A 13973-nucleotide genomic window follows, 5' to 3' on the forward strand; every position below is an offset into this window, starting at 1 on the left:
GGTTGCTCGATAATCCATGGCTATTGAGCAAGCAGCTGCAACCTCAAGGATCTCTTTCTAATAAAAAGCGAGGCCGAGACACTTTTGTCTCAACCTCCGTGATGAAAATGATGTACTTTCTCCATATGAGCTATATCTTTTAGAAACTCATAATAGGCATAGATGAGGTAACCAGCAGAGGCTACACCCAAAATAGCTATTGATACTTCAAATAAGGTAGACAAAGACATGATAAACCTCCTCTCCTTATTTCAAACTACAATGTGCAAAGCGACCATCAGCGGCTGTTTCGTTTCCGATTTTTTCCTTTCTAGCCTGCCTCTGGATTCACCTTTATTATACCAAATTTAAGATAGGAAAACAATAAAAATCCCTTTATAAAAGCACTTTTTCCTGACAATTTTGTAAAGCTTGATGCTACTTCCGTTGCTCATTTCTCCACCTACCCTTTAACCAAAAAAGTTAGGAACACTTTCCTAACTTTCTTCTCTTTTATCATGAACACTCGAGACCAGAAAAATCACTTTTAAAAAGGGAGTTCCTCCTCTTCCAGCACCAAATCTGCTAGGTCTGCTCCAGTATTATTTTCACGGAGTGCTCTCTGAGCTCGGCTTTCTAAAAGCTGAAAACCACTGCAAAGAACTTCTGTCACATAATGAGTGGTTCCATCCTTTTCATAGCGGCGACTCCGCAATTCTCCATCCAGAGAAATCAAACTCCCCTTGCTAGAGTAACTTGCCAAGGTCTCAGCCAAACGCCCCCAGACAACAAGGTTGATAAAATCCGCTTCACGCTCTCCATTTTGGCTCTTATACCGGCGATTCACCGCCACTGTCGCACGCGCGACTGACTTGTCATTCGCTGTCTTGTGTAACTCTGGTGTAGCCGTCAACCGGCCAATGATGATGACTTTATTATACATATTCTTTCCTCCTATCTATTTATTCGCGAGAAAAGACAAAAAAATCGTGAAAATCACGATTTCCTTTTCTATAGTAAGTCTTAAGACTGCCAGTGTTTAGCTGGGTCAAAGGCCGTTCCGACCGTTTCACTATCGGCCAATTCAATGATACCACGTTTTTGTGGTGCATTTGGCAACTGAAGCTCCCGTGGGCTGCACATCATACCAAAACTCTTTTCGCCACGGAGTTCTCCTGGGAAGATGAGATTGCCCTTCGGCATCATAGCACCAGGCAAAGCTACAATCGTCTTGAGACCGACACGAGCATTCGGAGCGCCAGCCACGATTTGAACCGTCCGATCAGCTGCCACCTGCACTTGACAAATATTGAGGTGGTCACTGTCAGGGTGGGCTACCATCTCAAGGATTTCCCCCACAACAAACTTAGGATCACGGTCGTTAACCAGCTCCGCTTGGAAGCCTTCTTTGGTCAATTCTTGATTGAGAGTCGCAACCTGCTCATCCGTCAGCTGAACTTGTCCGCGCTCTGCAATTTCAAAAAGGTCTGACAGTTCAAAAATGTTCCAAGCCACTGTCTGTCCATTATCTTCGCGGTAAACACGCGCAACATTTCCTTTGCGCTCAGCAGCCAACTTAGCTCCCTGATCATCGGCAGCGATGACCATGAGAACATCTCCGACATGCTCTTTGTTGTATGTAAAAATCATTTCTTCCTCCAAAAATACTTTTAAAACTTCTTACAAATTTGCTAAAAAATCATTGATTTGACTCTTGGTCTTGCGGTCGCGATTGACATAGCGACCAATCTCTCGACCATCTTCCACGACAACCAGACTAGGAATTCCGTAAACGTCCCATTTTTGGGCCACAGCCATATACTGATCCCGATCCACCTCGACAAAGGTAAAGTCAGGATTCTCCGCTTCTATCTCTGGCAGAAAAGGCTTGATGAAGCGACAGTCTCCGCACCAATCTGCTGTGAAAAAGAAGACAGTCTTCCCCTTATGCTCTACATAAGAAGCCAGTTCCTCCATGCTTTGTGGCTGAATCATCACTCTTCCTCGTAGGTTAACTGACCATTCTCATAGACGAAGGTGAAATGGCGGTCGTCTTCTAGGACAACCCCTCCAACTGTACGGCTGTCGGTTGATTCATAAAGTTCTACATAGACCGTTGCAATCGGTCCTCGGCTGGCAAAAAATTCCCGCACGACCTGAACAATTTCTTCTCTATTACGCAGTCTTTTCTGCTCCTGCACAAGCTTGGCAGCTCCAAAGGCCACGGCTCCTGCTCCCAAAAGAGCGGTTGTCGTTAAAATGATTTTTTTAGCTTTCATGTAGAATATTTTAACACAAAAGCGCAGAGGCGACAAACAATATTACAGATTTCTCAGCTTCTTTTAGTTCATCCTGTTATTCCCCCTAAAAAAGTGATAAAATAGAATCAGAAAGAAGGTAAACTTATGTCTGATTTATTTTCAAAAATCAAGGAAGTGACTGAGCTCTCAGCAATCTCCGGTCACGAGGCACCTGTCCGCAGCTATCTACGAGAAAAAATCACTCCTCACGTCGATGAAGTCGTTACCGACGGCCTAGGCGGCATCTTCGGGGTTCGGCATTCCCAAGCTGAAAATGCTCCCCGCGTTCTGGTTGCGGCTCACATGGACGAGGTTGGCTTCATGGTCAGCGAGATCAAGCCCGACGGGACTTTCCGTGTAGTAGAAATCGGTGGCTGGAATCCGCTAGTCGTGAGCAGTCAACGCTTCAAACTCTTCACCCGCGAAGGACGAGAAATCCCTGTCATCTCAGGCTCTGTCCCTCCTCATCTGACACGTGGCTCTGGCGGACCAGTTATGCCACAGATTGCGGACATTGTCTTTGACGGCGGCTTTGCGGACAAGGCAGAAGCTGAAAGCTACGGCATCCGTCCAGGAGACACGATCGTTCCAGACAGTTCTGCCATTCTCACAGCTAACGGTAAAAATGTCATCTCTAAAGCCTGGGACAACCGCTACGGCGTCCTTATGGTCAGCGAATTGGCTCAAGCCTTATCTGGTCAAAATCTAGGCAACCAACTCTATGTCGGCGCCAATGTTCAAGAAGAAGTTGGCCTGCGTGGTGCCCATGCTTCAACGACAAAATTTGCTCCTGAGGTCTTTCTGGCTGTGGACTGCTCCCCAGCTGGTGACATCTACGGCGGCCAAGGTGCCATCGGCGACGGAACCTTGATTCGCTTCTTCGACCCTGGTCATCTCATGCTGCCAGCTATGAAAGACTTCCTCTTGACAACTGCTGAAGAAGCTGGCATCAAGTATCAATACTACTGCGGCAAGGGCGGAACGGATGCTGGTGCTGCCCATCTCCAAAGCGGTGGCGTACCATCTACCACCATTGGTGTCTGCGCCCGCTACATTCATTCCCACCAAACTCTCTATGCCATGGACGATTTCCTGCAGGCCCAAGCCTTCCTGCAAGCGCTGGTCAAAAAGCTGGATCGCTCAACCGTGGACACGATTACCAACTACTGATTTCGAGAAGCAGCCCGTCCTTCATTCGGGCTGCTATCTATTTTATATAATATACTCTCTTTTAATTTTCCAATTTGAAGAAAATTTTGTTATAATGCTTAGCAGAGGTGAAACTATACATGAAAAAAATTGCTTTTGATTCAGAAAAATACTTAAACCTGCAGCGCGACCATATCTTGGAGCGCATTAATCAATTTGAGGGCAAATTGTACATGGAATTCGGCGGAAAAATGCTGGAAGACTTCCATGCTGCCCGCGTCCTACCAGGTTATGAACCGGACAATAAAATTAGACTGCTCAAAGAGCTCAAGGACCAAGTAGAGATTGTCATTGCTATCAATGCCAATAACATCGAACACTCTAAAGCACGTGGGGACTTGGGCATTTCCTATGACCAAGAAGTGCTGCGCCTAATCGATACCTTTAATGAGCTGGATATTTATGTAGGCTCAGTGGTCATTACTCAGTATTCCGGCCAGCCAGCAGCTGATCTCTTCCGCGCTCAGCTAGAAAAGAACGGAATTGACTCCTACATCCACTATCCAATCAAGGGCTACCCGACCGACATGGATCATATTATCTCACCTGAGGGAATGGGGAAAAACGACTACATCAAGACCAGTCGTAATCTAGTCGTAGTGACTGCGCCTGGTCCTGGTTCTGGTAAATTAGCTACTTGCTTGTCCAATATGTACCACGACCAAATCAATGGCATCAAGTCAGGCTACGCCAAGTTTGAGACCTTCCCAGTTTGGAATCTGCCCCTGCACCATCCGGTCAATCTAGCTTATGAGGCAGCAACAGCGGACTTGGACGATGTCAACATGATTGACCCTTTCCACCTGCAAACCTACGGCGAAACCACTGTCAACTACAACCGTGATATCGAAATTTTCCCAGTCCTCAAGCGTATGCTGGAGCGCATCCTAGGTAAATCACCTTATGCTTCTCCAACAGACATGGGCGTCAACATGGTCGGATTTGCCATTGTAGATAATGATGCGGCTATCGAGGCTTCTCAACAGGAAATCATCCGTCGCTACTACCAGACGATTCTAGACTTCAAGGCAGAGCGCGTTTCAGAATCTGCTATCAAGAAAATCGAACTCTTGATGAACGACTTGGGCATCACACCGCTGGATCGTAAAGTAACCGTTGCTGCGCGTGCCAAGGCTGAAAGCACTGGTGAGCCAGCTCTAGCTCTGGAATTGCCAAATGGCGAAATCGTAACCGGTAAAACCTCTGAACTCTTTGGCCCTACGGCTGCTGTATTGATTAATGCCATTAAGAAATTAGCCAACATTGCCAAAGAGACCAAGCTGATCGAGCCTGAGTATGTCAAACCAATCCAAGGTCTGAAAATCAATCATTTGGGCAGCCGTAATCCGCGCCTTCATTCAAATGAAATCTTGATGGCTCTGGCAATCACAGCCATGGAAAATCAAGACGCTGCACAAGCCATGCAAGAGCTTGGAAATCTCAAGGGCAGCGAAGCTCATTCAACCGTAATGCTGACAGATGAAGACAAAAATGTCCTGCGCAAACTCGGCATCCATGTAACCATGGATCCTGTTCATCAGTATGATCGACTTTATAGAAAATAAAAACAAGCTCTGTTAAAAGCTTGTTTAGAAAGCTGGTCCTGCCAGCTTTTTTTCTTAATAACGCTTAGACAGGAGAAAACGCAAGAGATAGTAAAGGCCCAAAACCAGGATAATGGTCAAGGTCAGAAACTGATTGAGATTTAAAATGATAGGAAAAATCATAGACAGAAGGCTCAGTCCTGCTGCCAGCAGCAAAAGGATATCAAACAGCAGAGTGCGAGTCTTTTCGTCAATCATCCGATTGCGTTCATCCGTTACCTGAATGTAGAGCCTATTAAAAGCTTCCTCCCGTTTCAAGGCAAGGTTATAACGCAGAACCATCAAAGAAATCCCCAGAAGCAGACCAACCATAATGCCTTCCTGTAAATCATCCAGAGAATGAATGTAGCTCCATCCCAGCCCCAGCCAGAGGACTAGGATTAGGATGCGGCCTATGATAACTTTCCTTTGAAGTTTTTTCCGAAATTCTTGTTTAGTTAATGCTTCCATATCAGCCTCCTATTTTTCATACGCTTGAAAAGTTTTCAAGATCAGCACAATCAATATAATCCCCACAAAAGGCAAGATTTCCTTAGGGATAAAATTGGCTTGCAAATGGAGGTAAGACAAGCCAACCACCACCAAAATAGCCAATATCCATTTACATAAATAAGTCCATTTCATGATTCATCCTCCTCAAAGAGAAACACTTCTTCAATCCTTAAATTGAAAAAGGATGCAATTTTATGAGCCAAAAGCAGTGAGGCATTGTAGCGGCCTTTTTCCAAAGAAATAATCGTTTGTCTCGTGACCTCTAGCTTCTCAGCCAGCTCCTCCTGGCTGAGCTTTTTTCTTTTTCGTAATTCTTGAATTCGATTTTCCAAGGCTGCCTCCTTTTTATGATGTAAAATAAGCTTTACTTTTTAAACATAGTATGGTCTCCTTTACATATTTTGTCAAGAAGAAAGCGAAAAAAGGGCTGGGACAAAAGTCCTAGCCTCTCAATTGTCTTTGGATCGTCGAGCAAGACGCAGTGGTTGAGTGGGCTCTATTACGCTGATTTCATCAGCTTTTACAGCCCTACTCAACTGTGCGGAGGTGGGACGACGAAATCGAATTCTAACGAATTACCGATTTCTGTCCCACTCTCTTTTATCATCTTTATTGACTTCCTTTGTTATTTGCCTTTTAAAGCTACAGTCAACTCGACACAGGCTTCTCCTTGGTCTGGATTGAGCAGGGTCAGACGACCACCGTGCAAGAGAGCTACCTGCTTAGAAAAGGCTAAGCCGATTCCATGATGAGGATTTTCAGAATTGCGGCTTTGGTCACTCTGATAAAAGAGCTGTTCCGCTCCCAGCAGCATCTCCTCTGAAAATGCAGGGCCGTTGTTCCAGATAGAAAAAACCAACTGGTCCTGCTGCACTGATACCGCCAGCTTCACTTCCTTTTGGTTCTGGTCAGCATGTTCAAGCGCATTCAGTAAAATATTGAGCAAAGCTCGCTTGAGATAGTCCAAATGAATCGACAAAATCAGACTAAGATCGCAATCTTCTTGGAGAGAAAAACGATAGCTTTCCTGTTTGCTGAACAGTGCCCAATCGTCCTGTAGATCAGCCAAAAAGTCCCCTAAGGAAAGCTGACTGAACTGATTAGCATCAATCTGAAAAGTCTTAGCGTAATCAATCAAAGAGCCACAATACTCTTCCATCTTGTGACTGGCCTGCAAAATCTCAGCAGCATAATCTGCCTGTGGCTGGTCCAACTGCGCCAATTCCAAGAGCTCAGCATTCCCCTTAATCACAGTTAGGGGCGTCTTCAAATCGTGCGATGTCGCTGATAGCTGTAAAATCAACTCCTGATTATGCTGCTGCTCTCTTTCTAGAAGACGAGCATTTTCTTGGTGGCTGCTCCGTAAATCCCTATAGACTTCGAGCATTTCCTCAATCCGAAAAAGCTGGCTTTGATTTTCTTCTAAAAGCTTCTCGCTCGTTAGCATTTTTATTTCCCTGTCGATTTTTCGGAGCAATTTCAAAATATGATAAAAAGTAATCAGCAGCAAGCTCCCTGCCCAAAAGAACAAGGTGAAAAAGACGTAATCACTTCCTTGCGTAAATTCATAGCCTATAAGCACAAAAATCAAAACATGGAAAAAGACGATTTTTAAACTAGTTGTCCAGACTAGGCTTTTGAAATTTCGGGTTCTAATTGCCATCTATAGCCTACTCCTCTCACTGTTGTGATTGCTTGCAGCCCTTCTTGTTTGCATTTTTGGCGAATCTGATATACGTATTCTGAGATGGAGCGAAGCTGTGTTTCTGAGCTTTCTGGATAAAGCAAGGTATGCAGGCGTTCAGCTGAGAAGGTCTGCTTGGGATTGCTAGCTAGTAAATGCAGCAACTTAAACTCTCGCTCTGAAAATTTCAAGACTTTACCAAAACAGGCAACTTCATAGCGCTCTGGATAAAATTGACAAGAAGCAATTTCAGAATATCGCTCCTCCCGTCTTTCCTCCCGCCGAAGATGAGCTCTGACACGCGCCAGCAATTCTTTGGTCCCAAAAGGCTTGACAATATAGTCATCTGCTCCGCGAAAGAGTCCTTCCACTTTGTCCGCCTCCAACTCCTTGGCCGTCAGAAAGATGATTGGACACGAAAGATGAGGACGAATGTAGGAACACAGCTCAAAACCATTAACAGGCTCCATCATCACATCCAGCAGAATCAAGTCATATCCGACAAAATGCGTCAGTTCTAGCTCTTCCATCCGATCAAGCGTCGTCACATCATAAGCATCAAGCTCTAGGACGTTTTTCACCAGCTTCAAAATGCTCCGGTCGTCATCAACCACCAAAATACGATACTGTCTCATAATTTCCATTATAGCATACCTCTAGCGAACATCTCGTTTCAAGCTTAAGAATATAGCAGAGCTCCAAACCAAAGCTAGCCAGAACAGCTGTATTCCCAGCCCTGATAGATCTATTGAATGCTGAAGCCCTTCATAGTCAAAAAGATTGAGGGTAGCCAGATCGGGCAGGTATTTTGCTTCCTTGATGAACGTTGCCAATAAACGGCTAAGACCAATCAAGAGAGGAAAGAGCACCGACACCGGCACGACCCAAGATTGAAATAACAAAGCGAGTCCAGCAGCTAAAAAAGCCAGAAAAAGATTGCTGAGAAGACCAAATGAGCTGTAATAGAGGAATTTCCCCAGCAAGGGCCAGCTAAAATCTAGGTCAAACCGAGCCAGCATAACAAAGAAACAACTGCCTATCACGACACTGTAGAGAGCCAAGAGCAGCAAGAAAAGAAAAAGAATTTTCCCAGCCAACCAAGCCTTTCTATTTGATACGGTTAGAAAATTCGTTCGCATCCCAGACTTGACAAACTCCTGGGCAAAATAGAGGGAAGTAAAGATGACGATGACAGGCTGTGCCAGATAGAGGGCATGCAAAGCCTCGCTCAGAGCCTTTGTCTGGCCAACTGCTGTTTGACTGTAGTCAAGATTCATCAGAAAAAATGGAACGACTCCCAGAGCCACCAAGGCTGCACCAAGAGCGAGATAGTAAGAACGGAACTTAATCCATTCACTTCTAAGCAGAGCTTTGATCATCAGTAGCGTCCTCCTAAGTCCGTCTTCAAAAAGCGCAGAGAGGTCATACCGCCGATGACTAGTAACCATGCACCAAGTATCAACAGTCCTTGCAAGGGATTGTTGGCATATTGAGAAGTCGGCGTTGCAGTAAACAATTCTCCTGCTGGCTGTGGCAAATAAGCTCCCCAACTCGTGTGAGCTGCCAGGTAGTTTCCCAGATTATAGATCTGTGGTACGAGAAAAAGCAGAGGAACTAGCATGGTCCGAGCCAATAAACCTAACAAAAATGAAAGGATCCCTAATAAGGTTAGAGATAAGGTTTTCCACAAAATCAAACTCCAAGCTGTCTGATTGAGCAGAATCGGATCAAGCCCTTCCTTTCCTAAAGCCAGGTGCATGACCATATAACTAAAGTAAATCGATAAAAAGCTACTGGCAAGAGAAAAGCAAGTGAAGGTCATAAGTTTTCCGACAAGTAGCTTCAGGCGGTTATTACAGGTCAAAAGACTGGTTCTCAAGCTATGAGACTGAAATTCCATAGCTCCCAAAATTCCAGCTAAAATGACCAAAACCATACCCGCCATAGAAGCCCCATTGAGGCCTAGATATTCCAACGGGTCAATGGCTTCTGCCAGGCCGGGAACCGTCTCAGGTGTGGCATCCAAGCCAATAGACAGATACTGTCGGCCCTCCAGCCAAGATACGGCAGGTACCAATAGCAGCATAAAGGCCATACTCACTTTGAAAGCCTTGGTTGAGCAGATTTTCAACCATTCTGAATGCAATAAGGACATCGATTCTTTCATCTTAAACCTCCTCTGTCAAGTCAAAGAAGAGATCTTCTAGACTGTCTGAATCTTGCAGCACCTCTTCCAATCGTCCCTGCTCAATAATTCGTCCATGATGAATCAAGACGACATCATCTGTCACCATTTGCACCTCTGACAGGATGTGGGAGGATAGAAGTACTGTTTTCCCTAAATCAGCCTGCTGACGGATGAACTTTCTAAACCACTTAATCCCGCTTGGATCCAGTCCATTGGTCGGCTCATCTAATATGAGAAACTGAGGATCACCCAGCAAAGCTGCAGCCAAACCCAAGCGTTGACCTTCCCCCAGAGACAGGCTTGACAAGAGGTCCTTTCTCTTATGAGCGATTCCAGTCATCTCCAAAACCTCATCAATCCGAGACTTGGGAATAGCATTACTCGCCGCAATAATCCTCAGGTGGTCATAGACCTTTCGATTTGGCAGACCGCCAATGCCATCAAAGGCTGCACCTACCGTTCTGAGCGGATAGGTCATTGACTGATAGGTTTGCCCATCAAAAGTCGCAGTCCCTGCTGTCGCCCGATCAAGCCCCAAGAGAATCCTCAAGGTCGAACTTTTCCCTGCACCATTTGGTCCTAGAAAAGCTGTAATCCGACCACTTCTAGCTGTAAAAGAAATATCTTTTAAAATCTGCTTACTGCCATGTTTTTTGCAGACTCCTTCTATTTTCACCATATGTTCCATACTGAACTCCTTTTGTTTTTTCTTTAGTATACAGGGGCAAGTTCAGAGAAAGTTCAGATAATAAAAAACTTGCCTCGCGACAAGTTTCTTTTCTCATTTTTCAACCGCATCCCAGAGCTGGCGGATGCTTTTTTTCTGTACGGGGTCGACAAAGTGTGGAGCGATTTCCACTAGAGATTGCAAGACAAAAGCCCGCTCAGCCACATAAGGATGAGGAACAATTAAATCTGGACTGTATAGCTCTTCCTGTCCTATGTAAAGAATATCCAAATCAATCACACGCGGTCCCCATTTGATTTCCCGCACGCGCCCTAAATCTGCTTCGATAGCCAAGAGCGTCTGCATCAACTCCTCAGGATTGAGCCAGGTTTCAACTTCAACAACTTGATTAAGAAACGGATCCTGCTCAACGCCACCCCAAGGCTCTGTCTTGATACGGCTTGATGCCTGCAAAACTCTTATATTTTGCTCTGCCATTTTTTCCAAAGCCGCATCCAGATTGGCAGTTGGGTTGCCTTGATTGCTCCCCAGAGCGATAAAGGCTTTCCGCTTTTGACGAACTAGCTTGACTGAGCAGGTCTCTAAAGGCAGAGGCACCGGTGCCCAAGGCTTCTTGACCTCCAAATTGACCTTCTGTACCAAAGGATGAGTCAGAAAAATCCGATCAATCAGCTTGTAAGCCAGCGTTTCAATCAAGTCTTCCTTGCTCTCCTGACACCAGCGGGTCAAATCCTGAGCCAATTCTCCATAGTGGATAGAAGCTGTCAGGTCGCCTGTTTTAGCAGCCCGAGTCATATCATAGTCCAAAATCAAATCCAGCACAAAACGCTGGCCTAACTCCTTCTCTGCTCCAAACAGACCGTGATAGGCATACACTTCCAAATCCTTAATGCGTAGCTGATCCATTCTCTTATCCTTTCTGATTCAAGTTTCTGCATTCATCCTTGATAAAACTATCTAGCCCTTCCCGACATGCTCCACCACTGATAAGATCAATGTCCCATCAGCTTGTAAGCTTCATTTTTCAGATCCTTGTCCGTCGCTAAAACGCCGCGCGCCGCTGTAGTAACCGTTGCAGTGCCAGGCTTTCTGACTCCGCGCATATTCATACACATATGCTCAGCTTCCACCCAGACCAAGGCCCCTTGAGCGCCCAGATAGTCCATCAAAGCCTCAGCAATCTCTACGGTCAATCGCTCTTGAATCTGCGGTTTCTTAGCATAGACTTCTACCGTTCGAGCCAGCTTGGACAGGCCTGCTACCCGACCATTAGGCACATAGGCGATGTGAACCTTCCCGTAAAATGGCAGGAAGTGGTGCTCACACATGGAATGAAAGAAAATATCCTTCTCCACTACCATATTATTGTCAATGATTTCAAAAGACTTGGCCAGATGCTCCTCAGCAGTCTCACCCAGCCCAGCAAAAATTTCCTGGTACATTTTAGCAATGCGCTGTGGCGTCTCCTGCAAACCTTCGCGGCTTCCGTCTTCTCCAACCGCCTCAATAATCTGGGCAACAGCTGCTTCAATTTTCTTCGTGTCCATATTCACTCCTAGATTCTTTTTCTTTGTCAATGATATAGGCCCTGAGCTGAGCTAGGAAATAAAGGGAGCCCGTAATCAGCAAAAGCTCATCGTCCCTATGCTCAGCTTTCAAATAAGCCTCTAAAAATCCCTGCCAATCAGCATAGTTCAATCCCTGCTCGCAAGCCAGCTCCTCCATTTTTTCTTTGGAAAAGCTCCGTGGATCTGCAAAATTGGTCAAAATTAGCTGACTCTTAGGCACCTGCTTGAGTTGACCCACCATTTCCTCCAGAGACTTGGTCTGGATACAGCTGAAAAGGATTTTCTTATCCAAGTCTGGATAATGTTGGCTCAAGGTCCTCGTCAACCTCTCCATAGCATGTGGATTGTGGGCGCCATCAAGCAAAATACGAGGCTGGTGCGAAATCTGCTCCATCCGACCCGGCCAACTTGTCGTAACTAAAGCGGCGCCAACTTGTTCTTTTGTTAACAGCGGCAACTGCTTGAGCTTACAATAGAGGTCACAGAGCTGAATCGCCAAACCAGCGTTGTCTACCTGATGCTGCCCCAGCAGAGGCGTCAGGTAAGGCTCCGCCTCCCGATGCGCATTAGAGAAATTAAATTGTTCTCCTGATTCAGTCCCGCCCAAGCTCTGAACTTGATAAGACTGCCCATAAACATAGTGGGGAGCTTGCTTTTGATGAGCCTTGTCCTCGATGACCGCCAAAGCTTCTGGCTCAATCCGTCCAGTCACCAAGGGTACATTTGGCTTGACAATCCCAGCCTTCTGCTCGGCAATCGCTGCCAGCGAATGCCCCAGCAGAGCCACATGATCTAAGCCAATAGTCGTAATAGCTGTCAGATCAGGTCGGCAGACATTGGTACTGTCTAAGAGGCCGCCCATGCCGACCTCCATAATGGCCACATCAACCCGCTCCTGAGCCAAATAATCATAGGCCAAAGCCGTCATGATTTCAAACTCAGTCACTCCCTGCAAAACCTCATCGTTCGCTTGCTCTTCAAAGAGAGCTCGATAAGTCTCTAGAAGGCGCGACAAATCTTGATTGGGAATAGGCCGGCCATTGATGGCGATTTGTTCATTGTAGCTGATCAGATAGGGGGAAGTAAAGGTCCCTACACGCAAGCCTCGCATTTCCAAGAGTTGACGCAGGTGGGAAATGGTCGAGCCCTTCCCGTTGGTCCCCCCTATATGAATCACTGACAGCTGCAAATGAGGATTTCCCCGCAGCGCCAGCATCCGCTCCATCCGCTCCAAGTCAAAATTAGGACTATCCGTCCGATAGGCTTCCAGCCAGCTTAAATCTGGCAATTCTTCTTTTGTCATAGTCACTTATACTGCCGTAAATTTAGATCTTCCATTTTCTGAGCCAGTCGAATGGCATCACCAATCTCGGCTGCCATCCGGTGGACTCCCACATCATGCACTCGGACAGCCTCAACACCTTGACTAGCTGCAATGCTGGTCAAATGAGCTGAAGCCAGGTCTCTGTTTTGAAAACCTGTTTCCGTCTCTGGGTCAGTTTCAAAACCATTTTCTTCTAATATATTGACCAAAAAGCGCTTGCGAGAGACACCCAGAAAAATAGGAAAGCCTACCTGATGAATGCTATCCAACTCCTGTAAGAGCAAGAGATTTTCCCGCTTTGTCAAACCAAAGCCAATCCCTGGATCCAGCATGATTTGCTCCCGCTCCAGCCCAGCTTGCTTAGCTTTCTCCAGCGTCTTTTCAAAAAATGCCCACATGAGTGCCTGAATATCCAGCTGTTCAAAATTTGCTAATTCCGACTCCGTAAAAGCAGGCTCAAAGCCGAAAGTCGGAAAGATTTTCGAGCTAGCATGTTGGGGTCGAGCCATGACTGGATTGAACATGGCGATAACTGGCGCTCCAGCCTTGGCAGCCACAGCTGCCATTCTCTCATCACCCAAGAGTCCCATGATGTCATTGATGATATTGGCTCCAGCGGCCAATGCTGCTTCTGCAACTGGTGCCTTCCAAGTATCTACAGAAATGAGGATATCAGTCTCTCGGCGAAGAGCCTCAATGACCGGTACCACACGACCTATCTCCGCTTCAATGTCCACAAAATGGCTGCCTGGACGAGTCGACTCGCCACCGATGTCTAGCAAATGAGCTCCTTGAGCTATCATCTTATGTGCCTGCTCCAAAGCCTTTTCCACCGTATCATATTTGCCCCCATCCGAAAAGGAATCTGGGGTAACATTGAGGATCCCACAAAGGGCCGTCTTGCCCTCTGGAGCAAGTTGTCTTAGATTCATCGTAT

General features: G+C 46.1%; 19 protein-coding genes. 2 read left to right on the plus strand and 17 right to left on the minus strand.

What is annotated here, in order from left to right:
* Positions 1 to 89 precede the first annotated feature (89 nt).
* The 5 genes from SCRDD08_RS11680 to SCRDD08_RS09095 all read right to left on the minus strand — a co-directional run bounded on the left by SCRDD08_RS11680 (position 90) and on the right by SCRDD08_RS09095 (position 2258).
* Positions 90 to 230 carry a hypothetical protein gene (locus tag SCRDD08_RS11680; protein ID WP_167320505.1) on the minus strand — a complete coding sequence of 47 codons (141 nt, stop codon included), beginning with the start codon at positions 228 to 230 and terminating at the stop codon, positions 90 to 92.
* A 296-nt stretch (positions 231 to 526) separates the two neighbouring features.
* A complete protein-coding gene (locus SCRDD08_RS09080) occupies positions 527 to 922 on the minus strand; it encodes a single-stranded DNA-binding protein (RefSeq protein ID WP_061423402.1) in 396 nt (131 codons plus the stop codon).
* A gap of 80 nt (positions 923 to 1002) precedes the next feature.
* Entirely contained in the window at positions 1003 to 1629 is a 627-nt protein-coding gene (gene ytpR / locus SCRDD08_RS09085) for a YtpR family tRNA-binding protein (protein ID WP_061423403.1), read from the minus strand.
* Positions 1630 to 1659: 30 nt separating this feature from the next.
* On the minus strand, positions 1660 to 1974 hold the full coding sequence (locus tag SCRDD08_RS09090; RefSeq protein WP_061423404.1) for a thioredoxin family protein: 315 nt from the start codon (positions 1972 to 1974) through the stop codon (positions 1660 to 1662).
* The gene (locus SCRDD08_RS09095) at positions 1974 to 2258 is read right to left on the minus strand and encodes a DUF4651 domain-containing protein (protein ID WP_061423405.1); all 285 of its coding nucleotides are present in this window, start codon (positions 2256 to 2258) and stop codon (positions 1974 to 1976) included. Before SCRDD08_RS09095 ends, SCRDD08_RS09090 begins: the two co-directional genes overlap by 1 nt.
* A gap of 126 nt (positions 2259 to 2384) precedes the next feature.
* Between SCRDD08_RS09095 and pepA the strand changes: the two genes are divergently transcribed.
* Together pepA and SCRDD08_RS09105 are read left to right on the plus strand one after the other, a co-directional pair.
* Entirely contained in the window at positions 2385 to 3449 is a 1065-nt protein-coding gene (gene pepA / locus SCRDD08_RS09100) for a glutamyl aminopeptidase (protein ID WP_061423406.1), read from the plus strand.
* Positions 3450 to 3568: 119 nt separating this feature from the next.
* Positions 3569 to 5053 carry a DUF1846 domain-containing protein gene (locus SCRDD08_RS09105; RefSeq protein WP_005591255.1) on the plus strand — a complete coding sequence of 495 codons (1485 nt, stop codon included), beginning with the start codon at positions 3569 to 3571 and terminating at the stop codon, positions 5051 to 5053.
* Positions 5054 to 5107: 54 nt separating this feature from the next.
* Here the strand turns inward: SCRDD08_RS09105 and SCRDD08_RS09110 are convergent, their stop codons facing one another.
* The 12 genes from SCRDD08_RS09110 to folP form a co-directional block, all read right to left on the minus strand.
* Entirely contained in the window at positions 5108 to 5542 is a 435-nt protein-coding gene (locus SCRDD08_RS09110; RefSeq protein WP_061423407.1) for a DUF2178 domain-containing protein, read from the minus strand.
* Between the two features lie 9 nt (positions 5543 to 5551).
* Positions 5552 to 5716, minus strand: coding sequence for a hypothetical protein (locus SCRDD08_RS11525; RefSeq protein ID WP_155719804.1), 165 nt, complete (start codon positions 5714 to 5716; stop codon positions 5552 to 5554).
* Positions 5713 to 5916, minus strand: a complete 204-nt coding sequence (locus tag SCRDD08_RS09115) for a helix-turn-helix transcriptional regulator (RefSeq protein WP_002896748.1) — start codon at positions 5914 to 5916, stop codon at positions 5713 to 5715. The genes SCRDD08_RS11525 and SCRDD08_RS09115 overlap by 4 nt, the downstream gene beginning before the upstream one ends.
* Before the next feature lie 293 nt (positions 5917 to 6209).
* Complete coding sequence (locus tag SCRDD08_RS09120; protein WP_061423408.1) at positions 6210 to 7247, minus strand: sensor histidine kinase; 1038 nt, start codon at positions 7245 to 7247, stop codon at positions 6210 to 6212.
* Positions 7214 to 7912, minus strand: a complete 699-nt coding sequence (locus SCRDD08_RS09125) for a response regulator transcription factor (RefSeq protein WP_061423409.1) — start codon at positions 7910 to 7912, stop codon at positions 7214 to 7216. The genes SCRDD08_RS09120 and SCRDD08_RS09125 overlap by 34 nt, the downstream gene beginning before the upstream one ends.
* 12 nt (positions 7913 to 7924) lie before the next feature.
* The gene (locus SCRDD08_RS09130) at positions 7925 to 8647 is read right to left on the minus strand and encodes a lantibiotic ABC transporter permease (protein ID WP_061423410.1); all 723 of its coding nucleotides are present in this window, start codon (positions 8645 to 8647) and stop codon (positions 7925 to 7927) included.
* Complete coding sequence (locus SCRDD08_RS09135) at positions 8647 to 9435, minus strand: lantibiotic ABC transporter permease (RefSeq protein ID WP_061423411.1); 789 nt, start codon at positions 9433 to 9435, stop codon at positions 8647 to 8649. Before SCRDD08_RS09135 ends, SCRDD08_RS09130 begins: the two co-directional genes overlap by 1 nt.
* A 1-nt stretch (position 9436) precedes the next feature.
* Positions 9437 to 10144 carry an ABC transporter ATP-binding protein gene (locus SCRDD08_RS09140; protein ID WP_061423412.1) on the minus strand — a complete coding sequence of 236 codons (708 nt, stop codon included), beginning with the start codon at positions 10142 to 10144 and terminating at the stop codon, positions 9437 to 9439.
* Between the two features lie 93 nt (positions 10145 to 10237).
* Positions 10238 to 11050 (minus strand): 2-amino-4-hydroxy-6-hydroxymethyldihydropteridine diphosphokinase, encoded by an 813-nt coding sequence (gene folK, locus SCRDD08_RS09145; RefSeq protein ID WP_061423413.1) that lies wholly within the window; start codon positions 11048 to 11050, stop codon positions 10238 to 10240.
* A gap of 86 nt (positions 11051 to 11136) precedes the next feature.
* The gene (gene folE / locus SCRDD08_RS09150) at positions 11137 to 11691 is read right to left on the minus strand and encodes a GTP cyclohydrolase I FolE (protein ID WP_002896758.1); all 555 of its coding nucleotides are present in this window, start codon (positions 11689 to 11691) and stop codon (positions 11137 to 11139) included.
* Positions 11672 to 13015, minus strand: a complete 1344-nt coding sequence (locus SCRDD08_RS09155; protein WP_061423414.1) for a bifunctional folylpolyglutamate synthase/dihydrofolate synthase — start codon at positions 13013 to 13015, stop codon at positions 11672 to 11674. Before SCRDD08_RS09155 ends, folE begins: the two co-directional genes overlap by 20 nt.
* A gap of 2 nt (positions 13016 to 13017) precedes the next feature.
* A complete protein-coding gene (folP, locus tag SCRDD08_RS09160; protein WP_061423415.1) occupies positions 13018 to 13968 on the minus strand; it encodes a dihydropteroate synthase in 951 nt (316 codons plus the stop codon).
* Between the last annotated feature and the right edge of the window lie 5 nt (positions 13969 to 13973).

This window comes from Streptococcus cristatus (assembly GCF_001578775.1).
Classification (GTDB): Bacteria; Bacillota; Bacilli; order Lactobacillales; family Streptococcaceae; genus Streptococcus; species Streptococcus cristatus_A.